General features: G+C 44.9%; 27 protein-coding genes. 18 read left to right on the forward strand and 9 right to left on the reverse strand.

Annotated elements, in window-relative coordinates; translation table 11 throughout:
• Positions 1-25 precede the first annotated feature (25 nt).
• The 7 genes from BKB51_RS04620 (at position 26) to chrA (ending at position 6,377) form a co-directional block, all read left to right on the forward strand.
• Complete coding sequence (locus tag BKB51_RS04620) at positions 26-385, forward strand: hypothetical protein (protein ID WP_198946628.1); 360 nt, start codon at positions 26-28, stop codon at positions 383-385.
• Positions 386-546: 161 nt separating this feature from the next.
• Complete coding sequence (locus tag BKB51_RS04625; RefSeq protein WP_085899896.1) at positions 547-900, forward strand: GFA family protein; 354 nt, start codon at positions 547-549, stop codon at positions 898-900.
• 398 nt (positions 901-1,298) lie between these two features.
• Complete coding sequence (locus BKB51_RS04630; RefSeq protein WP_085899897.1) at positions 1,299-2,174, forward strand: MBL fold metallo-hydrolase; 876 nt, start codon at positions 1,299-1,301, stop codon at positions 2,172-2,174.
• Positions 2,175-2,327: 153 nt separating this feature from the next.
• On the forward strand, positions 2,328-2,822 hold the full coding sequence (locus BKB51_RS20870; RefSeq protein WP_198946629.1) for an ArsR/SmtB family transcription factor: 495 nt from the start codon (positions 2,328-2,330) through the stop codon (positions 2,820-2,822).
• Positions 2,823-2,929: 107 nt separating this feature from the next.
• Positions 2,930-3,991 carry a permease gene (locus BKB51_RS04640; protein ID WP_085899898.1) on the forward strand — a complete coding sequence of 354 codons (1,062 nt, stop codon included), beginning with the start codon at positions 2,930-2,932 and terminating at the stop codon, positions 3,989-3,991.
• Between the two features lie 196 nt (positions 3,992-4,187).
• Positions 4,188-5,021, forward strand: coding sequence for a chromate resistance protein ChrB domain-containing protein (locus tag BKB51_RS04645; protein WP_085899899.1), 834 nt, complete (start codon positions 4,188-4,190; stop codon positions 5,019-5,021).
• A gap of 3 nt (positions 5,022-5,024) precedes the next feature.
• Positions 5,025-6,377, forward strand: coding sequence for a chromate efflux transporter (chrA, locus tag BKB51_RS04650; RefSeq protein WP_218043948.1), 1,353 nt, complete (start codon positions 5,025-5,027; stop codon positions 6,375-6,377).
• A 173-nt stretch (positions 6,378-6,550) separates the two neighbouring features.
• Here chrA and BKB51_RS04655 read toward each other — a convergent pair whose 3' ends face one another.
• Entirely contained in the window at positions 6,551-7,435 is an 885-nt protein-coding gene (locus tag BKB51_RS04655; protein WP_085899900.1) for an NmrA family NAD(P)-binding protein, read from the reverse strand.
• Between the two features lie 97 nt (positions 7,436-7,532).
• Here BKB51_RS04655 and BKB51_RS04660 point away from each other — a divergent pair, with 97 nt between their 5' ends.
• Entirely contained in the window at positions 7,533-8,444 is a 912-nt protein-coding gene (locus BKB51_RS04660; RefSeq protein ID WP_085899901.1) for a LysR family transcriptional regulator, read from the forward strand.
• 100 nt (positions 8,445-8,544) lie between these two features.
• On the opposite strand, the gene BKB51_RS04665 is transcribed toward BKB51_RS04660, so the two are convergent.
• The gene (locus BKB51_RS04665; RefSeq protein ID WP_085899902.1) at positions 8,545-9,444 is read right to left on the reverse strand and encodes a LysR family transcriptional regulator; all 900 of its coding nucleotides are present in this window, start codon (positions 9,442-9,444) and stop codon (positions 8,545-8,547) included.
• 147 nt (positions 9,445-9,591) lie between these two features.
• Here BKB51_RS04665 and nthA point away from each other — a divergent pair, with 147 nt between their 5' ends.
• Genes nthA through BKB51_RS04680 form a run of 3 tightly spaced genes read left to right on the forward strand, consistent with a single transcriptional unit; the run spans position 9,592 to position 11,298 of the window.
• Positions 9,592-10,236 (forward strand): nitrile hydratase subunit alpha, encoded by a 645-nt coding sequence (gene nthA, locus BKB51_RS04670; protein ID WP_085899903.1) that lies wholly within the window; start codon positions 9,592-9,594, stop codon positions 10,234-10,236.
• Positions 10,237-10,282: 46 nt separating this feature from the next.
• A complete protein-coding gene (nthB, locus tag BKB51_RS04675; protein ID WP_085899904.1) occupies positions 10,283-10,945 on the forward strand; it encodes a nitrile hydratase subunit beta in 663 nt (220 codons plus the stop codon).
• Positions 10,942-11,298 (forward strand): nitrile hydratase accessory protein, encoded by a 357-nt coding sequence (locus tag BKB51_RS04680; RefSeq protein WP_085899905.1) that lies wholly within the window; start codon positions 10,942-10,944, stop codon positions 11,296-11,298. The genes nthB and BKB51_RS04680 overlap by 4 nt, the downstream gene beginning before the upstream one ends.
• Before the next feature lie 17 nt (positions 11,299-11,315).
• Here BKB51_RS04680 and BKB51_RS04685 read toward each other — a convergent pair whose 3' ends face one another.
• The gene (locus tag BKB51_RS04685) at positions 11,316-12,479 is read right to left on the reverse strand and encodes an MFS transporter (protein WP_085899906.1); all 1,164 of its coding nucleotides are present in this window, start codon (positions 12,477-12,479) and stop codon (positions 11,316-11,318) included.
• Between the two features lie 71 nt (positions 12,480-12,550).
• On the opposite strand from BKB51_RS04685, the gene BKB51_RS04690 reads away from it, so the two are divergent.
• Positions 12,551-13,072, forward strand: coding sequence for an Lrp/AsnC family transcriptional regulator (locus BKB51_RS04690; RefSeq protein WP_085899907.1), 522 nt, complete (start codon positions 12,551-12,553; stop codon positions 13,070-13,072).
• On the opposite strand, the gene BKB51_RS04695 is transcribed toward BKB51_RS04690, so the two are convergent.
• The gene (locus BKB51_RS04695) at positions 13,069-13,470 is read right to left on the reverse strand and encodes a hypothetical protein (protein ID WP_085899908.1); all 402 of its coding nucleotides are present in this window, start codon (positions 13,468-13,470) and stop codon (positions 13,069-13,071) included. The genes BKB51_RS04690 and BKB51_RS04695 overlap by 4 nt on opposite strands.
• A 107-nt stretch (positions 13,471-13,577) precedes the next feature.
• On the opposite strand from BKB51_RS04695, the gene BKB51_RS04700 reads away from it, so the two are divergent.
• Both BKB51_RS04700 and BKB51_RS04705 read left to right on the forward strand, forming a co-directional pair.
• Positions 13,578-14,384, forward strand: a complete 807-nt coding sequence (locus BKB51_RS04700; RefSeq protein ID WP_085899909.1) for a helix-turn-helix domain-containing protein — start codon at positions 13,578-13,580, stop codon at positions 14,382-14,384.
• 147 nt (positions 14,385-14,531) lie between these two features.
• Positions 14,532-15,050, forward strand: coding sequence for a DUF2867 domain-containing protein (locus BKB51_RS04705; RefSeq protein WP_198946630.1), 519 nt, complete (start codon positions 14,532-14,534; stop codon positions 15,048-15,050).
• Here BKB51_RS04705 and BKB51_RS04710 read toward each other — a convergent pair.
• From BKB51_RS04710 to BKB51_RS04730, 5 genes are all read right to left on the reverse strand, one after another.
• On the reverse strand, positions 15,032-15,985 hold the full coding sequence (locus BKB51_RS04710) for an AEC family transporter (RefSeq protein WP_085899910.1): 954 nt from the start codon (positions 15,983-15,985) through the stop codon (positions 15,032-15,034). The genes BKB51_RS04705 and BKB51_RS04710 overlap by 19 nt on opposite strands.
• Before the next feature lie 115 nt (positions 15,986-16,100).
• Complete coding sequence (locus tag BKB51_RS04715; protein WP_085899911.1) at positions 16,101-16,832, reverse strand: SCO family protein; 732 nt, start codon at positions 16,830-16,832, stop codon at positions 16,101-16,103.
• A 3-nt stretch (positions 16,833-16,835) separates the two neighbouring features.
• On the reverse strand, positions 16,836-17,363 hold the full coding sequence (locus BKB51_RS04720; protein ID WP_085899912.1) for a hypothetical protein: 528 nt from the start codon (positions 17,361-17,363) through the stop codon (positions 16,836-16,838).
• Between the two features lie 4 nt (positions 17,364-17,367).
• The gene (locus BKB51_RS04725; protein WP_198946631.1) at positions 17,368-17,853 is read right to left on the reverse strand and encodes a hypothetical protein; all 486 of its coding nucleotides are present in this window, start codon (positions 17,851-17,853) and stop codon (positions 17,368-17,370) included.
• Between the two features lie 171 nt (positions 17,854-18,024).
• The gene (locus BKB51_RS04730; RefSeq protein WP_143445817.1) at positions 18,025-19,233 is read right to left on the reverse strand and encodes a response regulator; all 1,209 of its coding nucleotides are present in this window, start codon (positions 19,231-19,233) and stop codon (positions 18,025-18,027) included.
• Between the two features lie 254 nt (positions 19,234-19,487).
• Between BKB51_RS04730 and BKB51_RS04735 the strand changes: the two genes are divergently transcribed.
• The 4 genes from BKB51_RS04735 (at position 19,488) to BKB51_RS04750 (ending at position 23,764) form a co-directional block, all read left to right on the forward strand.
• Positions 19,488-20,885, forward strand: coding sequence for an aspartate aminotransferase family protein (locus BKB51_RS04735; RefSeq protein ID WP_085899914.1), 1,398 nt, complete (start codon positions 19,488-19,490; stop codon positions 20,883-20,885).
• Between the two features lie 142 nt (positions 20,886-21,027).
• A complete protein-coding gene (locus BKB51_RS04740) occupies positions 21,028-21,567 on the forward strand; it encodes a GNAT family N-acetyltransferase (protein ID WP_085899915.1) in 540 nt (179 codons plus the stop codon).
• 330 nt (positions 21,568-21,897) lie between these two features.
• Positions 21,898-23,109 (forward strand): 5-aminolevulinate synthase, encoded by a 1,212-nt coding sequence (gene hemA, locus BKB51_RS04745; protein WP_085899916.1) that lies wholly within the window; start codon positions 21,898-21,900, stop codon positions 23,107-23,109.
• A gap of 118 nt (positions 23,110-23,227) precedes the next feature.
• Positions 23,228-23,764, forward strand: coding sequence for a hypothetical protein (locus tag BKB51_RS04750; RefSeq protein WP_085899917.1), 537 nt, complete (start codon positions 23,228-23,230; stop codon positions 23,762-23,764).
• Positions 23,765-23,775 lie beyond the last annotated feature (11 nt).

Raw genomic sequence — 23,775 nt, forward strand, 5'->3', positions numbered from 1 at the left:
GAGCTCTGAAAGCGCATGATCGCAGGTGACGCAGGAGGTCTATGGCGCGTATCCAGCTATCCGAGATGCCTGCGTAACAAGTATCTTCAATCACGCTGCAACGTTCGAACCCGATATTAATGCAGCGATGAGGGCAAAAGGTATCAAAGCTGACTGGACATCTGCCAGCCTCGCCGCTTACACTCAAGCAGTACTTGCAGGGTACCTTCATACTTGCAAAGGCAACAGGCGATCTCGCGATTGCACGCAAAAGCGTCGACCATCTAAAGAGATATTTGTTGCACCTGTTCGAAACAAAATCGACCCAAAAGCACTTTTACGAACAATAGAGGCGATGAAAGAAACAATACCTCTGGAGTATATCAATCGCCGCTTGGCCGATTGAGCCTGCCCCACCATTGCCGAAAAAGAACGAAGCCAAGCGGACTATCGATTGGAAACAAAACGACAACAATCGACCTCATTTATGAGCTGAAAATTAGAGGAAACCCTTGCTTCTCGTGGATCATCTTAATGATCAGGCACTGATAAAAAGGAGTAGAGAAAATGGAAAAACACTATTCTGGTGGCTGCCAATGCGGTGCAGTATTGTTCGAAGTTGACGTTAATCTCGATCAATCGATCACATGTAACTGTTCAAGATGCCAACCACTGGGTGTCGTGTTGGCCTTTGCTCCACGGGACAAATTCATCCTGCATAACGGCGCAGAAAACTTGACCGAATACCGGTTTAACAAACGTGAAATTGCTCACTTATTCTGTAAAATATGTGGAATTCAGAGCTTCTCTTACGGTCAAATGCCGGACGGAACCAAGATAGCGGCGATTAATGTGAACACCCTCAAAGATGTTAAGCCTTCTGAATTGTCGCCAACGCATTTCGACGGCCGTTCAATTTAATTTGAATATGGTGAGGTAAAACCTCAGTCACCATAAATGAAAGAACTTTAATTCCGCATATGCGGATAGTTCCTGCCGGGACGAAGGGATGCTGACCTAGTAAGGATCGTTGAGACTTATTATTCAATCTTGTGGAGTGACAATGAGGCAGTTTCCCAACGAAGCCCATAATGTGGCGGTGTATACCGACCCCGTAAGGAACCATGTACACGGTGGAGATTAATAAAATAGAAATGATAAGCACCTAACAAGTGAACGATTTTGCTTGCCTTCTCCTAAGCAGCCGTTCGAGAAAATATGACGAATACGGGCATTGAGCCCAATGTGGGCATGATTTTGATTTTTGCCTTCCATTTTTGTCACAATCAAAACTTAGAATATGGGTGACTTGAAATACTATGACACAACGACAAAAGGATGAAACTATTATCCATCGACCGCAGATTGTTGCAGTTGATGATGATTGGTTCGATGTTCAGAAAGTCAGTAATAGGCTATATACTATATCTGAGCCGCGACACTATGAGCACACCGTCATGAATTTGTTGGTCGGCAAGCAACACGCCGTACTTATTGATACCGGTTGTGGAATTGGAAATTTAAGCAGAGTCGTTGAACAACTCACTAATCTTCCTGTTACAGTTGTTAACACACATACACATCTTGATCACCTCGGTAGCAATCATCAGTTTTCCGATATCATTATGTTCGATCACCCAAACTCGCGAAATGTTTCGCAGAATGGTGCGCTTAAAGAAGATTTTGTCAGAGAGCTTCTCGACGAGAAATTCGTGACCCCGCCATGGCCGCGCAGCTTTGAACTTGCAAGCACAACATTGCCACCATTCAAGGTATCACGGTGGATTAAGCATGAAGATATATTAGAACTCGGCGATATTTGCTTGAAGGTTTTACATACACCCGGCGAGGCATCAGACCATATATGTTTACTGGAGCAGAATGACCGCATCCTTTTTACAGGTGACATATTGCTTCATGGTGCTGTTTGGTCGCATCTGGATGGTGGGGATATAGAAGAATTGTCTCATAGCTATGAACTGCTCATGCAATATTACGACGAAATCGATTTTCTTATGCCGTCTCATAACACTTCTTGTTTGGAGAAAAACCTTCTCCCTATAGCCTTGGCGGGTGTGAAGGAGATATTGGATGGAAATGTAGTACCAAGGCAAGGAAAGGATGCTTGGGGCAGATTTTATAATGAGTATGATTTTGGACGAATTTCAATTTTAACAAGGCAATTATCTCGTTAACCGAAAGTGTCTGCCAGTAGGCTGAGAATAGCTTATCCGCGACTGGCCGAACTTGGTCGGTTTGTCCCAACACCTGCCGTTAATTAAGGCTTTCTTTGAAGTCTGCTTTACTTAAATACTCCCACTTGACAATAGGATCGTTGTCAAGGAACTATGGCTATAGCCAATAAGATCAATTTACACCGTGTCTTCACAGAAAAACGCGAAAAAAAATCTGTTGAGCCTTCGTCGAGCCCGATGCTATTGCCAGTTGGTTACCACCTTTTGGTTTCATCTGCACTGAACATGAGCTTGACAAACAGTCCCTCAGACATTATTTCGATAAATGCAGAAATAATGTCTGAGGGTGATATGGAACTGGATAAAGCAGCAGTCTGTCTTTCAAAACTAGGTAACCCGGCACGCCTGGCAATGTTCCGTCTGTTGGTTAAAGCCGGGGACGAAGGGCTTGCTGTTGGCGACATTCAAAAAGAACTGGATATGCCGCATTCCACACTCTCACACCATATCTCCCACATGATGACATCTGGCCTTTTGATCCAGTCGCGCGAAGGTCGGGTTTTGCGTTGCCGACTGGATTATCAACTGACAAACAGTCTGTTGGAGTATCTGATGGAAGATTGCTGCAAAGGGCTTCAAGAAGCTTAGCCTCAGAGCTTAAGCCCGGAACGAATAAGAATATAATTTAAAAGAAGAGATCATGTTGAATAAAGCTTGTGAAAATATTTCGATAATTACAGAAATAAGGTAATGTAATGTCTTTCCTTGAAATCACAAAATGGAACAGCTTGCGGCTGGATAAGGTTATCCTCGCATTTTTTCTCACCCTCGCGTTGATTGCCATTCTTGATCAAAACCAGCTATGGCCTTCGATCGTCTTTGCCGTAAAGAACATTGTTGCCATCCTTCCCTTTATTGCTCTTTCTATTGGTGTTGCGGCCTATACAAAGGCAAGTAACCTCGACAGTAAGATCAATACAACAACATCAGGAAACCCCTTAGTCAGCATTGGCATTGCTGCATTATTTGGCACACTATCTCCCTTTTGCTCCTGTGGAGTTATTCCTTTAATTGCCGGCCTACTCCGTGCCGGTGTTCCTCTGGCTCCTGTTATGGCATTCTGGATCTCCTCTCCCCTGATGGATCCGGAAATGTTTATTCTGACCAGCGCCGTTTTTGGTCTGGAGTTCACAACTTTCAAAACCATCGCTGCCTTTTTGATGGGAACGACAGGCGGCATTATTGCCTATTTGATGGTTCGGGCAGGTTATTTTCAGGAAATCATGCGTCCGCAAACAGCAAGTGGATGTGGATCATCATGCGCCACAAGTTGTGGCGACGATCAAAAAGATGGTGACAAAAAACCAAACACAACTGTTTATTGGAAATTCTGGCAGGATCCCAAACGAACTGAAGCCTTTAAGACCGAGGCCATGACCAATGGTTGGTTCCTTTTCAAATGGTTGGCACTCGCTTTCTTATTCGAAAGCCTGATGGTCGCTTATTTGCCTGTTGATAAAGTTGCCCTTCTTTTTGGGGATGAGCAATGGTGGTCTATTCCACTTGGGGCTCTCATCGGTATTCCGGCATATCTGAACGGCTATGCCGCTATCCCAACCATCAACAGCCTGATTGAACTCGGTATGGGCGCAGGCACAGGCATGACCTTTATGCTTGCAGGATCAGTCTCGTCAATTCCGGCCGCAATGGGGGTATACGCACTGGTCAAAAAGCCAGTCTTCATCCTCTATCTTCTGCTCGGCCTTTTTGGGGCAATCCTATCGGGGTATGCTTTTACGGCTTGGTTAACCCTCTAGGGTTTCCGAACAAGAACAAGGGCCTTAGTTCCAGCTAAGGCCCTTATTCAATTTCCAAACTTAAAATTTCATCAAAGCACGATTGACCTTAGTAAATAACCGCGTAGAATTATGACATGGGGTTGCGAACACCCCGTGAGGCGACAGCCTAAGTTTCGCATCCTAATTCAACACCTAATGTGTGAGAGGATGCGCTATGCCATCACCGAATGAAATTAAAATATCTCAATTGTCACGTCTCGTCGGCACACCGGACTCTCCGGTTATTATCGACTTGCGGATTGACGAAGACTTTGCAGAAGATCCACGATTAATTCCTCAATCTTTTCGTTACCCTTTTCAGAATATCGCTGCCTTGGCACCATCCCTGCATAATCAGCATGTGGTCGTAAGCTGTCACAAAGGAAAAAAGATCAGTCAGGGAACGGCCGCTATCTTGCGTGACCATGGTGTACGAACGGAAAGTCTGGAAGGAGGATTTCTCGGCTGGAAAGAAGCAAACAATCCGCTGGTTCCTATAGACAAGATTCCCGACCGAAACATCGATGGACGAACCGTATGGGTGACCAGATTACGCCCAAAGATTGACCGCTTGGCTTGCCCCTGGTTAATCCGCCGCTTTATCGACCGCAATGCCCAAATTCTCTATGTAACAGCCTCTGAAGTTTTGGACGTCGCAGAAAAGTTCAATGCCACTCCCTTTGATGTTGAAGATGTATATTGGAGCCATCGTGGCCAGAAATGCACATTCGATACGATGATTGAGGAGTTCTGCCTTGAAATAGAATCTCTCAAGCGACTGGCAACAATAGTCCGCGGCGCAGATACAAACCGACATGATCTGGCCCCGGAAGCTGCGGGACTTCTCGCCGCATCACTGGGATTATCGCGTATGTATCGCGACGACCTCCAACAACTGGATGCTGGCATGGCACTCTATGACGCCTTTTACCGCTGGGCACGGGATGCCACCGATGAAAGCCACGATTGGCCAGCCCCTAATTCCCAACGCCCCTCAAAGGGGGACTAAGCCATGTCTTCAATAGAAAATAATATGTCAAAAAATAGCAGTACATCACCCGAGCTCCCCTCTCATGAGGCTGTACCAGCGACCTCTGCTCATCCATCAATGGGGGAACTATTTCATGTCTGGCTTAAAATTGGGCTGCTGTCATTCGGCGGTCCAACAGCTCAAATTGCGTTAATGCATCGCATGATTGTCGAAGAACGGAGTTGGTTAAGCGAACGCCAATATCTCAATGCCCTCAGCTTTTGCATGCTGCTGCCCGGACCAGAAGCCATGCAGCTTGCCACCTATACAGGGTGGCGCTTGCACGGCTTTCTTGGGGGCTTATTGGCAGGATTACTTTTTGTTATCCCCGGTGCGCTGGTCGTGCTGGCCTTTGCCACGATCTATGCCCTTTTTGGAGATGTTCCGCTTGTAAACGCTTTATTCCTTGGCGTGAAAGCCTGTGTCTTGATTATTGTTATCGAGGCCCTTCATCGCGTCGCCAAAAAAGTCCTGCATTTACCAGAACACTGGATTATTGCAGGACTGGCGTTTATCGGTATTTTCTTTTTAAATCTTCCCTTCCCCGCAATCATCATCGTTGCAGCCTTGTTTGGTTTATTGCGTAACAATGCTGATACCACCGCCACTGAAGAAATCAAGAAGCGTACCCGTAATCTTAAGCAAACTTTTGCCACCATTACGCTGTGGCTTGCCATATGGGCGATCCCGCTTGTCCTGCTAGACGTCTTCGCGCCACAGTCAATCCTCAATGATATCGGAATCTTCTTTTCCAAACTCGCAGTGGTTACATTCGGTGGCGCTTATGCTGTTCTTGCCTATATGTCACAGGACGTCGTCATTCATTTTGGCTGGTTAACAGCAGGAGAAATGATGGATGGACTGGGGCTAGCTGAAACCACCCCCGGCCCCTTGATTTTGGTGACAGAGTTTGTCGGGTTCATAGCCGCTTTCCGTGAAGGCGGGTTAGGCCTTGGCCTCCTCGGCGCCCTGGTGACACTGTGGGTGACCTTTGCCCCCTGTTTCCTCTGGATCTTTGTCGGTGCCCCTTACATCGACTGGATCGGGAATCAACCAAGATTACGTAGTGCCTTGAGTGGCATTGCAGCCGCAGTCGTTGGCGTAATCTTAAACCTGTCTATCTGGTTTGGCTTACATGTTTTCTTCTCCAAAGTAGAAGCCGAACCATACGGTCCCTTCACTGTCTGGATGCCTGATTTAAGTTCACTGGACTGGCGGGTTATTTTACTCTCGTCAGTTTGTGGCCTACTAATCCTCAAGCTTCATTGGAGCCTCACCCGGGTTTTACTGATCTCGGCTCTCAGCGGAGCTGGCTTGGTCTGGATTGGGGCATAATAAATACCTCAACAAATCTAAGGCCGATGCTCTATGACAAATGAACATCGGCCTTTGATAAATGCCCCAAAAGATCTGAAATTATGTGCCAAAAATTATACAATTGTGCCTGAGCATAAAAAGCTGAAACCATTGATCAAGCGCATTCTGGGTTTCAAATCAATGAAACAAGCTTATGAGAATATTTGAGTCACGATCTCCTCAAGAGTAATACTGCCTTTCCGGCGATCAACTTTAGTGCTCTCGGAAAAATCAATGTGGCCCGAATTAAGAGCTTGAGTCATTGTAATAAAACCATCTATAGCTGCTGCAGACATTCCTGAACCCAATAGCGCCTTGGCCCAGTCTGATTCAGCAATAGCTTTTACATCCACAGCTTTCCCCAAGCTTTGAGTTAAGCTATTTGATAAATCATTGGGAGAGTATGGCCTCGGACCTTCCAGTTCAATTACTCGTACTTTGTCCCAATGCTCACTTAAAGCTTCGGCAGCAATACGGCCTATGTCATCAGTTGCGATCATAGGAATTTTTCTGTTCAATGGTGCGAGGAAACTGGACAAACTCCCCTGTTTTAATGCCGATTCAATCATAGGGATCCAATTCTCCATAAAATAGGCTGCGCGAAGAAACGTGACGGGTAATCCTGTTTGTTTTAAGCTTTGCTCTAGTGTTCTGTTCATGCTTATCAACCCGACACCTTTTGATCTGTCAGCTCCAATAGAGGATAAGGCAACCAGTTTTGGTAACTGTGCTTTAATTGATGCTTTGGCAATAGTATCAGCCATAATCTCAGCTTGTTTAAAAAGATCATCCTGTGAATATTGTGGTGGGCTAATAATGTAGGCCCCCTCAACACCCGACAGTGCGTTACTTAATGTTGATATATCTGTAAGGTTTGCGACAGCGACCTCAGCGCCCTGATTGGCCCAAACAGCACCATTGGCTGGGGTGCGTACTATCACTCGCACACGTTTACCCGCAGCTAATAAAGTGCGAGCAACGGCAGCTCCGGTACGCCCGGTAACGCCAGTCACCGCATATAATTCAGTTTTAATCATGATTTTCTCTCAATATGATATAATCGTAATAGATTTCGTTTTAAAAAACATATAGATAATACCCCTATTACCCTAATGCATAGAATGAATACCAAAAATGCGCGAAGTGAATTTCTCTCATGTTGACCTTAATCTTCTCAAGTTATTTGACGCTTTAATAAAAGAGCGCAGTGTCACGCGAGCAGGTCAAAAACTTGGCCTCAGTCAACCAGCTGCAAGTCGTGGCTTGGGGCGTCTTCGACGTATGCTGGGAGATAAGCTGGTTATTCCCACAGCTCAGGGTTTAGAGTTGACGCCACGGGCCGCGTTCTTATCAGAGCCTGTAGCAAAATTACTAGAGGAAGCGAAACAAATCGTTGCCCCATCAACTTTTTTGCCTAGTGAGGCTTCTGGCCATATCTCCATTGCGACTACTGACCATATGACATTGTTACTAATGCCAAAATTACTGTCAAAGTTGGTACAGTCTGCACCAAAGCTTAATTTAGAAATTTCCGCACCCTCAGGTGATAATGTAAAATTGGTTACGAAAGGAGAGGTAGATTTAGCAATTGGAGTTTATGATAAATTACCCGCTCGTTTCCATCAGCGATCACTATACAATGAAGATTTTGTTTGCCTTGTTCGACGTGATCATCCTGTACTTGCCAAGCACTGGAATTTGGAATACTTCATCGCTTTATCACATATATCAGTAATAATTACAGGCCATGGTAAAAATGTCGTGGATGAAGCTCTAGAGCAGCTAAATCTGAGTCGGAGAATAGCAGTACGGCTCCCTCACTTTCTTGCCGCCCCGATGTTAGTTACCGAAAGCGATATGATTTTATCTCTTCCACGTCGTCTCGCCTATCGAATTGCAATGTCAATGCCAGTAGAAGTACTTGAATTACCGCTAGAAATAGAGAGTTTTAGCCCATCAATAATCTGGAGTGAGAGACGACACAATGATCCGGCCCATATTTGGTTACGTAACTTGATCATCGAAATAAGCTCTAAAATGAATTGACCCACAAATTGCCCAATAGCAAAAATATCAATTCTCAGCAGGGCTGGATTGGTATGGATTAGGGTATAATAAATACCTCAATAAATCTAAGGCCAATGCTCTATGACAAATGAGTATCGGCCTTTAATAAATGCCGTAAAAGATCTGAAATAAAATCAGAGATCCTGACTAGATTAGCATCGCGCAAAGATGTTTTGCTCACAGCCAGTTCAATCGGATATGGCTTCAAAGGGACAGGACAGTCAGAAAGAAATAAGCGGGACCTCTGCACCAAAACCCGGGCCGCATGTGCAGGAATAGTCGCAACATAGTCCGTGCCAGCCAGTAAAAGATCTGTCGTTGCGAAATGTGTTGTTGAAGCGGCAATTTTACGTCGTCCTCCAGTTACCTTTAAAGCTTCATCAACGGCCCCCACCAGACCTCCAGAAGAGATCAAGAGATGCTCGCGTTCCAAAAACTCCTCTCTGGTGAAACTACTGCCGTTTGCTGCCGGAGTTTCACTTATTGTCAAATAACATGACTGCCCAACGGATTGGCGCTGAAGACGTGAATTTGAAAGTCCGCCAGAACCGATGGCAATATCAAACGATTTATCCAACAGCAAAGTCGCCGTCACATCGCTGAAAGACTGTTTTATAATGGGGCGTATTTCAGGAAACTCTTCTCTCAATGCTTTGATAATTATAGCCCCATAGGCAATTTCAATATCATCTGACATCCCCAGTTTAATAAAGCCAATCGCTTTATCAGCTTGAGACAATTCCAGACTTTTAGAGACCGAGTTTAAAACATCCTGTACATGAGGTTTAATTTCTATTGCCCGCGATGTTGGTGTCAATCCACCTTGGACGCGAACAAATAGTGGATCATTATAAACACCACGCAACCGCCCCAAAGCAGCACTTACCGCCGATTGACTTATGCCAAGCTTCACTGCTGCGCGTGACGCATTTTCCTCTTCGATCAATGCATCAAAGACTTTGAAGAGATTCAGGTCCATGATTTAAACTTCACATTATAAATCAAATTAATAATAGTTATTTACCACAGTTGTTGTATTTGTGAAAATTTTCTCCGCATACTTTCACCAGCTTTATCCCGAAAACAAAAAACCAATACCATAAAACACAGTTAAACAGGATGTACTATGGGGCACGATCACTCACACGACCATACCGATCCACCTTCTGATCCCGCACTCAGAGTCAAAGCCCTTGAATCCCTTCTTGTGGAAAAAGGGTTGGTTAATCCAGCTGCAATAGATGAGATTATTGAGACTTATGAGACCAAAGTCGGGCCAAGAAATGGTGCCAAAGTTGTTGTTCGTGCCTGGACAGACCCAGACTTTAAATCCCTGTTACTCTCGGATGCGAACAAAGCCATTCATTCAATGGGTTATACAGGTCGTCAGGGAGAACATATGAAAGTGGTTGAAAACACAGCCACTCAGCATAACCTCGTCGTATGTACTCTTTGTTCTTGTTATCCTTGGACAGTTCTTGGCTTGCCACCTGTTTGGTATAAGTCTGCCCCCTATCGCGCACGAGCTGTATCTGACCCCAAAGGCGTTCTGGCCGAATTTGGAACAACACTTCCCAAAGGTATGAAAATTTCCGTCTGGGATTCAACGTCAGAAATGCGTTTTCTTGTTCTTCCCCAGCGCCCGGAAGGCACGGATGGCTGGACAGCAGAAGAGCTTGAAAAATTAGTATCACGTAATTCTATGATAGGTGTCGAACAAGCGTTAACTCCCGAAAAACTGCAAGCTATAGAAGCAAACGAAAAGTTCTGATCATAAACATGCAAAAACCAGAAATATTCATGACAGGAGAAACTTTATGAACGGCGCACACGATCTGGGTGGGATGCATGGATTAGGACCAATCAATCCGGAACCAGAACGGGAAGAACCTATTTTCCATGAAGAATGGGAGAAACGTGCCCTTGGCTTAACCTTAACGGCGGGTTGGCTTGGTCAGTGGAACATCGACATTTCCCGCTTTGCCCGTGAACGCCAACACCCCGTGGCTTATCTTTCAAACAGTTATTATGAGAACTGGCTAACTGGTCTGGAAACACTACTGGTGGAACGCGGTGTTATCTCACCTGAAGAACTGGCACAAGGAAAAGCACTTAAGCCAACACCCGTAGAGCTTAAAGAGAAATGCGCCCCCGCTTCAGCGGTTCAGAGTATCCTTTCATCCGGGGGGCCATGCGATATGGCAACTGATGATCTTCAAGAATTTCAGATCGGCGATAAAATCAAAGTCGTACAATTCAACCCCACAGGTCATACGCGCGTACCAAGATATATTCGTGGACATGAAGGTATGATTACCAACTACTACGGCAGCTTTATTTTTCCAGATGAAAATGTGCAAGATAACAAAATAGGCCAGCACCTCTATAATGTATCTTTTGACGGCAACCAATTGTGGGGTAAGGGCAACGATACAACCATACACGTTGATCTCTGGCAAAGTTACATGGAACCAGCATGAGTAATACAACCCAACACTTTTGTAGCAATCTTCCGCAAATTCCAACAGACGAAGATGGGCCTGTTTTTGCCGAACCTTGGCAAGCACAGGCCTTTGCCCTAGCTGTCCGCCTTTGTGACGAAGGCCACTTCACTTGGTCAGAATGGGTAGATATATTCAGTCAGGAAATCAAACTTGCACAAGCAAATGGTGACCCCGATCTAGGTAATACCTATTACAATCATTGGCTCAATGTACTAGAGAAAATTGTCACGCAAAAACAAGCGATAAAGTCAGAAGAAATGATCGCTCGCAAAGAAGAATGGCGACAAGCATACCTTCGCACACCACACGGACATCCTGTTGAATTATAGTGCCCTATATATAGGTTTTAAGTCGGCTTTTCCTCTGTCGCCATGGCTTCGCGCCTGTTAAGAGCACCATCAATAATGGCAGGAACAATACAAAGAGCTGAGAGCAAAGCACAAATTGAAAAGCCAACACTGTCAAAAACAGGTTTGAAAGAAACAGCTCCGATAAAAACACAAAGATATGTCACAGATGAGTTCATTCCAAGAATTGCGCCCTGTTGTGTTTTATCCAAGGCAACCAAACGCCCGACGACAAGGTTTAACCCAAGGTGGTTAACCCCTCCCCAAACAAGACACAGGAACACAAGAGCATAAAAAGAGTATGAAACGAAGGCTAGGGATAAATAAGTCAAAGCCAAACCTGTAAAGACATAAAGAGCAATACGATCTGCTCCATAGCGATCAATAAACCTATCAAACAAAACGGCGCCACCAAAACCGATACCATAAAAGAGAGTTGTAAGTCCTGATGCTGCAGTTGATCGCCCCAAGGCTTCCTGTAGGTGTCCACCAAGATATGTATAAAGACCATAAAAGGCGACCATGTAAGAAGCGCAAACTAATAATCCCCGGCCGATACCGGGAACCCTAAGTGCCGTCAAAGGAGAGGTCGGCAATCCTTTGACGGCAGGGTTTCCCCAAGCTTTTGTTGCAAAAATGCTCAAGGTAACCAAAGCTGCCAGAACAGCCATAAACGTATAGACACCACGCCAATGTACATACTGGGCAATGACAGCTGAAATACTCACCCCCACAATCAAACTGAGTGTCCATCCAGTCAGGATCACACCAAGAGTTTCACTTTCTTTTCCCTTAGGAGCCACCAGTGTTGCCAGGCCATAAGCAGCAGGAAGCGCCATTCCGGCTGCAACACCAGAAAGCCCTTGGGCAAAACACAAAATGGTAAGGGTCGGCGCCATTGCCGATACACCCAATGCTACAGAAAGCAGCAACAAGGACAGCATCAACATCAACTTGCCACCAAACCGATCAACTAATGGCGCAAGAAAAAGCGCTGAAATTGCGGTAAAAACACCATAAACAGCAGAGGCTATCATCACCTCTGAAGCTGTTGCTCCGTCATATGATTGTGCCACCGATCCCGCAATTGGGCTCAAGACCAGGGAATTTGCCCCCACAATCGCCACAGACAGCATAAGGAGTAAAATTGGAAGAGTAAGCATAATTCCAAATCCTTGATAAATAATCTGCTATGAACAATAATTGCAGAATAATTTATTGTTAAGAGGTCAAAATGCAGAATGAAGAAAAAACAGATAAAATTCAGAATTCTACCCAACCTACTCGTGCTCTCGATGTAATTGACCGAAAAATATTAAGCGAATTAACAAAAGATGCCGATACCAGTTACGCTGATTTAAGCACAAAAGTCGGTTTATCAGCCCCAGCTGTTCATGAAAGAGTGAAGCGTCTCCGTTCTTCTGGACGCATAAAGCAAACAGCGGCCTTATTGGATGGGTCAGCAGTAGGAAAACCTCTGCTAGCATTTGTGCATCTGGATACAGAAGGATGGGGCAAAACAGAAGAACTAATGGCTCTCGGCAACCTCCCCGAATTAGAAGAAATGCATTCTATAACGGGCGATTCCTGTATGCTTCTAAAAGTTCGGCTTGAAAACAGTCAGGCTTTAGAAGGTTTCTTAGCGAAACTATATCAGCTACCCGGCGTTCGAAGCACAAAAAGTTACGTTGTTTTAAGTACATACCTCGAACGCCCTGTTCAAGCTGACATCTCAAAAGAGCTAGTAACAACTTAGGCAAGTGCAGTTACCCGTGCCCCCATAAATTGGCCTAGGGCAAAAATGGAGACAAAAATATTCACCCCAACAATAATAGCCACACCTTTAAGCGCGAGAAAATCGTTGAACAGTAGTACGACAACACAGCTGCTCACTACCCACCCAACATCGGCAGCAGAAATAGACATGATTTTTGGTTTGGACAAATATCGGTCCCGAATCAAAACAATCAGACTAATGGCAAAACCCAACAGCAAAACACCCAGTCCGATAAAAACTTCGGTGATCCAGGACACTTCTTTTGTCAACATTGTCTCGGCGATAAGGCCTGGAAAGAAAATCAGAACCAATCCAGTTAAAATAGAAAAACCAGCATTAAGTCCCAAAAAGATACGGGCCCATAAATAGTTTGGCATTTATCTTCTCCTAAATTTATTTCTGCCAACCATTCATGATCTGAAAACAGGATTCAATTACCTCAGAAGTAATAGACTTTAGGTTATTATCCCGAAATAATGCCATCATGAGTTACCAAGCCCCCCATACCTCACAAGCTTTTCCCGAGCTATTAAAAAACTGGCGCAAGAAAAGCCGGTTCAGTCAACTTGATCTGGCGTTAGAAGCAGGTCTGTCACAAAGGCATGTAAGTTTTCTGGAAACCGGAAGGTCAAAACCAAGCCGCTATTCGATCCAACAGCTTGGGCAAGCAATGAATTTACCCGCATCCGAAATCGATATTCTGATGCTAACGGCTGGCTTTGCCCCACGTACAAACAACCGAAACTGGTCAGAGGCAACACGTACCGCTGTCAATTCATCTATCGATCATATTCTGGCAAGCCATAACCCCTACCCGGCTGTTGCCGTTGACCGGATATGGAACCTGCAAAAAGCAAACTCTGCAGCAGGTGTTTTCTTTCAGATGCTTGGCCATGATGGCGACCCCAATATGCTAAGGGCCCTTCTAAAACCGGGAAAGGTGCGCGACAGTCTGAATAACTGGAAGGAAAAAATACAAAGCCTGATGCGCTTGTTTGAACTGGAAGTAGCTCGCCGCCCAAATGACCACGAAGCTTTCGAACTTCTTCAGGAACTAAAGAACCTTCCTGATGTCAATGCCGCTTTGGATCTAAAGACCAAAGAAGATCCACCGCCCCTGCTGACCATGCAATTTAAACTTGAGGAGAACGACATCACATTATTTTCAATGATTACCACCGTCGGCCTGTCAAACGATGCCACGATAGAGGATATTCGAATGGAGACCTTTTTCCCTGCAGATAAGCCAACGGAACAGTGGTTTCAACACAACATCGCACCGCATTTATAAAGCACAATACTTTCAACACTACATTTAACTAATGGGAATAGCTAAATCTATCCAGAGCAGACATTGATTTCAGAGACAAAAGATCATTGAAATTTTGAACGGCAGGCATAGATATAGATTTCAACTCTCATACCTACAGCTAATCTTTTGATAACAAATCACGTTTTTCTTTCCGAGAACTCAAATATTCAACTGCTGGCCCCACGAGAGCAGCTCAATTTTTATGATGCACAATCTGTCGTTCTGCCCGAGGAAATTACGGTGTCAGATGCATGGCGGATGATTGTCTCAAATCCTCTCCCGATAATGAAACTTGCCTTTCAAATTCGTGACAGAATATCGTCCTGTTTTGGCGTCAAACCAATCAAAGGTTTTTCAGGTCAATGGCCGGATAACTTACAAGTCGGTGACCAACTCGACTTCTTTCTGGTCGAGCACATCTCGCTAAGTGTTTTGACGTTAACCGCAAGAGACAAACATCTCGATGTGATGACCTGCATAACAACGGATAAAACCGAACTAACCATTACATCATCAGTTAAAACCCATAACCTGTTTGGGCGTCTGTATATGTTACCAGTCGCTATTGCTCACAGATTGATTGTTCGGTCAGATCTAAAGCGTCTAAAACATAAAATGATTAAAGATCAAAGTCCGCTGGCGTAGGTTTTAGCCAACCATAAAACCAGAGGAATACTAAAGAAGGATACGACAGTCTGTACCGTTGACGTCGCCGCGTAGAGATCCGCATCACCCCCCATTTTCTTGGCCAACAAATAACCGTTCATTGCTGTTGGTACGGATGCGCAGACCATAAGGACGGAGAACGACAGGCCAGAGATTCCGAACCACAAAGCCCAACCAGCCATAACAACCGGCGTGATAAACAGCTTGCCAATCAATCCCACCAGTAACTCTCTTGAGGGCTTGAGAGCGGCCTTTAGACTTAACCCGGCCCCCAAAGCCAATAGCGACATGCTCAAAGCAGCACGCCCCAGAAGGTCCGCCATTGTCATCGCGGGCTCCCAAACCGTTACATCAAGCAGGTTAAGAACAAGACCAGTCAAGACCCCCCATAGAATAGGATTAATGACGATTGTTTTTGTAATTTTTGAAAGTGACGGTCCGGACTGACCATCTGAATCTGAAAAGGTAGCCAGAATAAAAATATTCGTAATCTGTAGAAATGGCACCATGATCGCCATTGCCAGCGCAATCAAGGCACCGCCTTCTTGTCCGTAAAGCTTCAGAACAATTGCCAACGCAATAAAACCATGCCAGCGGGTTGCCGTCTGATAGACCGTGGAAAATTGCCCTCGCCTAGTTCCCCATAATCTTTGAAGTATCGGCCAAAGAGCAAGCGTAAAAAGGCCAAGACTTACCATCATGGCAAGTGCTGTAAAGACATAAGGGCCTAACTCAATCGCAGAAAGATCAGCCTTGATCAGCGTTGTTGCCAGAATACACGGGAAGAATATCCAAAAACACAGTTCTTCGAGAACCCGCCAGTGTTCCTTGGGAACAAAGTTACTTTTGCGCAGGCCAAATCCAAGCAGAATAATTGCGAAGATCGGAAAAATACTCTCGAAAACAACTAGCATAGAGAAAGCCTGAATCGTGCGACAGGGGAAAAGAATACCCCTAACCTTAGATCAGCTTTTCATTTTCACTTCAACCACTTCCAGAATATCCCGACATTAAGAGAATATCCGCACGTTAAGAGCTTCCCGGAAGATACCCTCTAAGACGTTCAGCCATAACATCCCCCTTGGTATCGTAAGGGAAGAGCGTCAGGAACTTACCGTCCCGATCCATCAGGTATGTGAGCGTACTGTGCACAGCGTCATAATTAATCTCAGTATCATGCCCAGATCCATGATTGGTCCCGTGATTAGAATGATCTTCTTCAGACAACAAAATCTTGTGACGCTGTACCCGATAGCTTTTGGCGACCTGACTGATCTTTTCTTCTGTACCAGTCAAACCAACCAAATTTGGGTGAAACGCTGTAACATAATCAGCGAGAACTTCCTGTGTATCTCTTTCAGGATCAACCGTAATAAAGATTGGCTGAATATCCTTGGCAGACTCCCCCAATAGATCTAGGGCATCCGTAATATCGCCTAAAGTTGTCGGGCATATCGCCGGACAGTTTGTATAGCCAAAGAAGATTAACTTAAACTGACCGTCCCAATCACTATCGCGTCTCGTTTTGCCCGTGTGATCTTCAAGCTCAAAAGGACCGCCAAACAAAGCATCCAAGGCTGCAGGCCCTTTGAGGACTTTCTTATCATGTGATGTTGGCTTTTCTTGTGTTGTTGAATGACTTTCGTGGGTCACACTGGTTTCAGCAGCAAAGGTAAAACCTGTAGTCATAACCAATACTGAAAAAGCTGACACAACAGAATATTTCCAACAGGAATATCCCGATATAGAACTACGTTTCATCAATCACTCTTCCACATAAACCAAACCGGGAATGCCAAGCTTGCCGCTTTTCTCAACAATCTTTGCAACGCGAGGATCTTCACGAAACCAGCGCCCAAGCTTTTTGCCCGGATTGGCTGCTTTCCAATTTTTGCCCCATTGGTTGGCTTTCGACCACTCGCCTGTTTCTTCGGATCTGACACGCTGGACAAAATAGATGGTCATCAGAGGATCTTTGATCAAAAGACCATCCACATGCACCATCTTACCGCACTGACCAATCAAATCATCGGTTCCACCGGCAAAGTTTGTTCCGCCTTTAACAACGGGATAAAGCGTCCCGTCTGGCAGAAGAAGACCAAGCTGCCTTTTGCCATCACCACAATTAGACGGGCAATTTCCGGATAACTCGCAAGCCAGATCAACAACTTTACCATCAAGTTCTTTGGCTTCTTCATGCTCTATGCCCCATTCATTCGCGGCATGGGCGGTTCCAAGAGCAACAGAAAGGGAAAAAACTGATGTTACGAGTAATTTTGAAAGGGCTTTCATGTCTCTATTCTCCGAAAGGAATGATGCCATAATCTTCGTGGTTCAGGTTCACCACACCTTTGTCATCAGCAACCTGATCAACAAAAAGATACTTCACACCATCACGTTCATAGAGGTCTCCATCAACCACCACTTTATGTGTTTGAATATTGACAATGGTAGGGTTGGCAACATTTGTATCTTCGCTCTCAACACGCAAAACCATATATACCTGCCCATCATCGCCCAGAATACTGACAGGAATGCCACCAATCGCACACCAGACCGCACAGAGATGATGTGCCGTTCCCTGCGCATCCCCCATGATTTCGGTGACATAGCACCAGGTATCAATAATTTCACCTTCGATTTGTACACGTTGGGGGGCTGTTGCGGCCACCGCAGCAGTCCAAAAAGAAGATAAGACACCTGCAGCAACGACAAAGCCAACAGGTAACAATTTCAACTTTCGTAGCGATGAATGGAAAACATCTGAAACGGTACTAATCATCAAATCACCTTTTTAAAAAGGAGGCCACGCACAAAATTCTACGTTGTTACTCTACTACTTAACTTACCAAATTATTCATTCACATCGCATAAAGTTTCTGTGTTCTTTCCTGAACGCCTTACTTAAGGATATCTTGAACTTAACCCCTACAATCTCATCTGGCCTAATATATTAGTTTGTCAGGTTATTGATTGCCTGTAATAAAGCTTCCGGTGTGATCGGCTTACCAATACACTCATCCATACCCGCTTTTTTATAATTTCTTTGGTGCTCTGCAGAGTAGTCAGCGGTTAAGGCAATGATCGGCATGTTTTGAGCCCATGGCTTATCGAGTTTACGAATAGTTTCCGTTGCCTCAACTCCACCCATTTTAGGCATCATGACATCCATAAGAATAATATCAAAAGCCTTTTCCTGGCAGGCCTTGACGGCATCAACACCATTTTCAACCAAAGTCACATTAAAGGGATGCTCATCCAGAAAACGCTGCACAAGAATTTGATTAATACGATTATCTTCGGCAAAGAGAATTTCAAGGCGTTCCGACCTGGAAACAACTGTCTTCGGAGGAGAAACTTCAGGAACAGAGACAGATGATTGAGGTGAGAAAACATCAATAATATGCTGCACGTCCTGCACAAAGCCTTTCCCTGTAGAGATAAACTCCACGCTATTAGCAAGATCTCTAAAATGATTGTGAGTTTTAGGACGACTGGTTAAGATTGCAACAGGCACATGTTTAAGTTTATCCAAAGCTTGGAAAACCCGCGCCAACTCAATACCGGAAACGAGTGGCAATTCACCGGAAACGATCACGCCATTTGGCGGACTTGCTAAAGCATTTTCCAGAAGATCCAGTGTTCTCCCAAAAGAGATCAATCGCCACCCCGGCTTGCTCAAAGCACTTTCCAGTCGATGGCGATGCAGCTTACTGGACGTTACAGCCATGATCTCTACATCTTCAACGATTGCTTTCTTCTCAAGCTGACTATGCCCAGCAAACCCAGATTGTGGAAGAGATCGCAGAAGTTCATTGGTTTCAGCTTCAGTTAGTAGTTTATCGCGAAAAACGATCCCCCTGATATGATCAAGGTAGATATTCACGTCATTAATTTTATCAATATCCAGCGTTTTTTCTTTCGCCAGATAATCTTCAAGACGATGCGCAATCATTGAGATAACGGGATATCCAAAAACGCTCCCCTGCCCCTTGAGGTTATGCATTTCGCGCCGAATAAGCTCTATGGCGCTTGGAACATCCTGGTTACCATCATAGACGTGATTCAACAGATTTTCGAGTTCATCTGTTACCACTTGGCATTGATCAACAAACTCTATTCTTAAGCGTTCATAGCCTTCGTCCATGGTTTTTGAAATCACCAATGCCTAAAACTTTCGAATCCTGAATAAATTTCAACCGCAGATCTACCTTAAACTTAATACAAAAAGTGTTACCAGAGTTATAAGGTCGGATACTTCTTTTGAAAAAATGAATGCTCGGGAATATTTTATTTAAAGAAGGGAAGACCTCTCCAAAATAAAAGTAAGATCCTGTGATTTCTCAACTTGATGTCTGCACTTGTCTCGGGTGTAATAATATTAAGAAAACAAACACCTTTGAACAGGATTCCAAGATGAGTAATACACCGAGCACCATTGCCCCCAACTCTACCGCAGGTCGCGATGTTGCCTATTGCCTTCATCCCTATACCAATGCTCGTGCTCACGAAGAAAAAGGGCCATTGGTCATTACTCATGGGCAAGGTGTAAATGTATTCGATGATCAGGGAAAATCTTACATAGAGGCAATGGCGGGACTTTGGTCAACATCATTGGGATTTGGGGAAGAACGCTTGATCGAGGCTGCCAACAAACAGATGAAAGAGCTGCCTTATTATCATAGCTTTACCCATAAAACCCCAATCCCTCCGATTGAATTATCAGAAAAACTTCTTTCCATGGCACCTGTTCCCATGTCGAAGGTTTTCTTTGCCAACTCCGGATCAGAAGCCAATGACACAGTGGTCAAGTTGGTCTGGTATTACAACAATGCTATCGGTCGCCCAGAGAAGAAAAAGATCATCAGTCGCATCAAAGGCTATCACGGTGTGACTGTTGCCAGTGCCAGCATGACAGGTCTTCCTGCAAACCACACTGATTTTGATCTGCCGATCGCCAATATACTTCACACGTCCTGCCCCCACTATTGGCGCTTTGGACAGGACGGTGAAAGTGAAGAAAACTTCTCAACCCGTATGGCAGATGATCTGGAAAAGATGATCCTTGAAGAAGGCCCAGAGACCATTGCTGCCTTTATTGGCGAGCCCGTTATGGGGGCCGGCGGTGTCATTGTTCCGCCAAACGGTTATTGGGAAAAGATTCAGGCTGTTCTAAAAAAATACGACATCCTGTTAATTGCTGATGAGGTCATTTGTGGATTTGGCCGTACGGGAAATGCTTTTGGCTGCGAAACCTTTGGCATGAAACCAGATATTATCTCCGTTGCTAAAGCCTTGAGTTCTTCTTATCTACCTATCTCTGCCGTCATGATTACGGACAAGCTTTATCAAGGTATCGCAGATAACTCTGCCAAGATTGGCGTACTTGGACACGGTTACACCTATTCAGGACATCCTGTTTGTGCCGCCGTTGCACTGGAAACATTGAAAATATACGAAGAGCGTGATCTCTTTGGTCAAGCCGCCAGTGTCGGGGCGCACCTGCAAAAGGGACTAGCCCAATTTAAAGACCACCCTCTTGTTGGCGAAGTAAGAGGTGTCGGTTTGATCGCCGCAGTTGAACTCGTTCAAAACAAAGCGACAAAAGCAAGCTTTGATCCCGTAGGAAAAGTGGGAACCTATCTGAACGAACGCGCAATTGAAGAAGGGCTGATTATCAGAAACATGGGGGATTCAATTGCCTTCTGTCCCCCGCTGATCATCACAATGCATGAAATTGACCAAATAATTGACCGTTTCAGGAGAGCTTTGGATAAAACCCTGGATTGGGTAAAAGCAGAACAAATGATCTGATTATTCTTCAAATCTCTTACGCCACAGAAGCCAGTTATTGCTCTGTGGCGTAAAGACCATTGAACGAAAATTTGGGTTAATCAGCGATCTTTGACCAAACCGTAACACGATTAAAACAGCTTTTTTGATGGAGAGAGCGTGCATGAATTATGCTTCTGGTTACCAAGGTCAAGAAGCTGATCTTTATGATCTTTTCTCAACAACTTTTACCGTTTCCGAAGGTGCCGATGAAGGGCGCGTCATTGATAACTTTGTTCAGGATTTGATGAAGACAACACCAGAAAGAGACCTGTTTTGCTTTTCTGCACATGATAATGATTATTTGGTTGGCAGCGTTTTCTTTTCATCTTTGAAATACAAACAAGATGACCGCACAGTTTTTATCTTGTCCCCTATGGCGGTAAAACCTGACAGGCAAAAAAATGGTATCGGCCAAAAATTGATTATCTACGGATTGGAAGAGTTACGCAAAAAAGGTGTAGATATCGTGGTAACTTATGGTGATATTAACTTCTATTCCAAGGTTGGCTTTCAGCAAATTTCAGAAGAATTCGCCCAAGCACCACTGAAGCTCAGTTACCCGGAAGGCTGGCTGGCGCAATCGCTAACAAAGCAAAATTTCAAGACAATCCCTGGCTCACCAACCTGTGTTGATGCTTTGAACAAACCCGAGCTTTGGTAAGCCCGTCCATAACGTCATCTTTTTTGTTCGGGACAAACGCTTCTATTGCGGCCTGCAAAGGCCATAAATTTGCGCCACATGAACAAAATTGACATCGATCAATTACGACCCCTTCAAACTTCGATAACACTGTTGTGTATAGAGAAAGTAAAACTTTGTGCGTCGTTCAGTCGCGTTGGTGTTATAATAACGGCGCATTAGAGTGCGAATTGTTGTTGAATTAAGTTAAACTATTCATTAATTCAACAGCTGATAAGCTTGTTTCAGGATAGCCTGTAAACAAGAAAAACAAGCCGGATTAAACGGCTCACGTTAGGCGAGAAGAGCAATATGAACTACGAAGAGTATTTCAGTACGGCGATAGAGGACCTGAGAGAAGAAGGTCGCTATCGTGTTTTTGCTGACTTGGAGCGTAAGGCCGGTAAGTTTCCCAACGCAACCCACTACGGCACGGACGGTACCCGTCCGGTTACCGTATGGTGTTCCAATGATTATTTGGGGATGGGACAAAACCCTAAAGTGATTGCTGCAATGCATGAAGCATTGGATAAATGTGGCGCAGGTGCAGGCGGTACACGCAACATTTCGGGTAATAATCACTACCATGTCCTACTTGAAAGAGAGCTGGCCGACTGGCATCAAAAAGAAGCCGCGCTGCTCTTTACATCTGGCTATGTATCCAATTGGGCAGCTTTAAGCACCCTGGCCTCAAAACTGCCAGACTGTGTGGTTCTTTCTGATTCCATGAACCATGCCTCCATGATTGAAGGTATTCGCCACAGTAAAGCAGACAGAGTTATCTTTGAGCACAACAACCCAGAAGACCTGGAAGCCAAGCTCAAAGAAATTGATCCCGCTCGCCCCAAGATTATTGCTTTTGAATCCGTCTATTCAATGGACGGTGATGTTGCCCCTATCGAAGCCTTCTGTGATCTGGCAGATAAATATAACGCCCTGACTTATCTGGATGAAGTACACGCTGTTGGCCTTTACGGACCGCGTGGTGGCGGCATTACCGATAGAGAAAACCTAACTCATCGTCTGGATATTATTGAAGGCACTCTCGGCAAGGCCGTTGGTGTTGTTGGCGGCTACATAACCGGATCTGCTAGTCTTGTTGACTTTATCCGTAGTTACGCTTCAGGCTTTATCTTTACAACGTCTCTCCCTCCTGCTGTCGCAGCGGGTGCACTGACATCTATCCGTCATTTGAAAGAAAGTGCTTTTGAGAGAAGCCGTCATCAGGATCGCGCACAGGAAACCCGCAAACGCCTAAAGAAAGCCGGCCTGCCAGTTCTCGATTCGGAAACACACATTGTTCCTGTGATGGTTGGCGATCCCAAGACATGTCGACAGATAACCGACACACTCATGTCTCGCTATGGCATCTATGTTCAGCCAATCAACTACCCGACGGTACCAAAGGGTACAGAACGTTTACGGCTAACACCGTCACCCGTCCACAGTGATGAAGATATTGATTATCTGGTAAAGGCGCTGAAGGAAATCTGGCAGGAATTGCAGTTAAAAATAGCTGCCTAACAATTGCCTTAATTGCGAATAGTTCTCATTTATCTGGACAGATAAAAAACTACGGGATATTTTAGCTGTAGTTTGTTATCTTAATCAGTGACGTCTTCTACCTAGGAGAGAGAACTCTATGTACCGCGATAATACATTGGTCCCAGCAGAAGCAACGCGTCTTCTCGCACTTGGCCTGCTGATGGAAGAACCCATGAGCTATGCCATGTTGGCCCAAACCGTGCGCGGGTTCACCAGCCTTGTTGTTGGTCCGTCACTTGATCTGATTGGTACGCCGCTTGAAGTCTTGAAGGTTGAAGGCCTTGTTAAAACTTCCGAGGGCGAAACACTCTCACTTACAGATGCAGGAAAAGAAGAGTTCGTATATCTCATGGGCTCAAACCTTCGCGCACCAGTTACCGACATGAGCAAGCTCATCATCGCTATAAAAATGCGATTGCTTCGCCTTGCAGATCAGACAACAAAGATAATGCAGGTAAATTTGCTGGTCGATATCTACGAAAGACAACTCAATCGTCTTCTGGAATTAAAGCAAGGTTATTCCACCACAGCAGGCCAGTTTGATAATTGGCTTGACCTTGATATCAAGCATACAACTGAACAGCTCAAAACTTACGAGAATATGGCTGAAGACATGGCAAAAAGTGTTGCCTAGGCAATTTATTT

It is taken from the genome of Kiloniella majae, from assembly GCF_002118315.1.
Classification (GTDB): Bacteria; Pseudomonadota; Alphaproteobacteria; order Kiloniellales; family Kiloniellaceae; genus Kiloniella; species Kiloniella majae.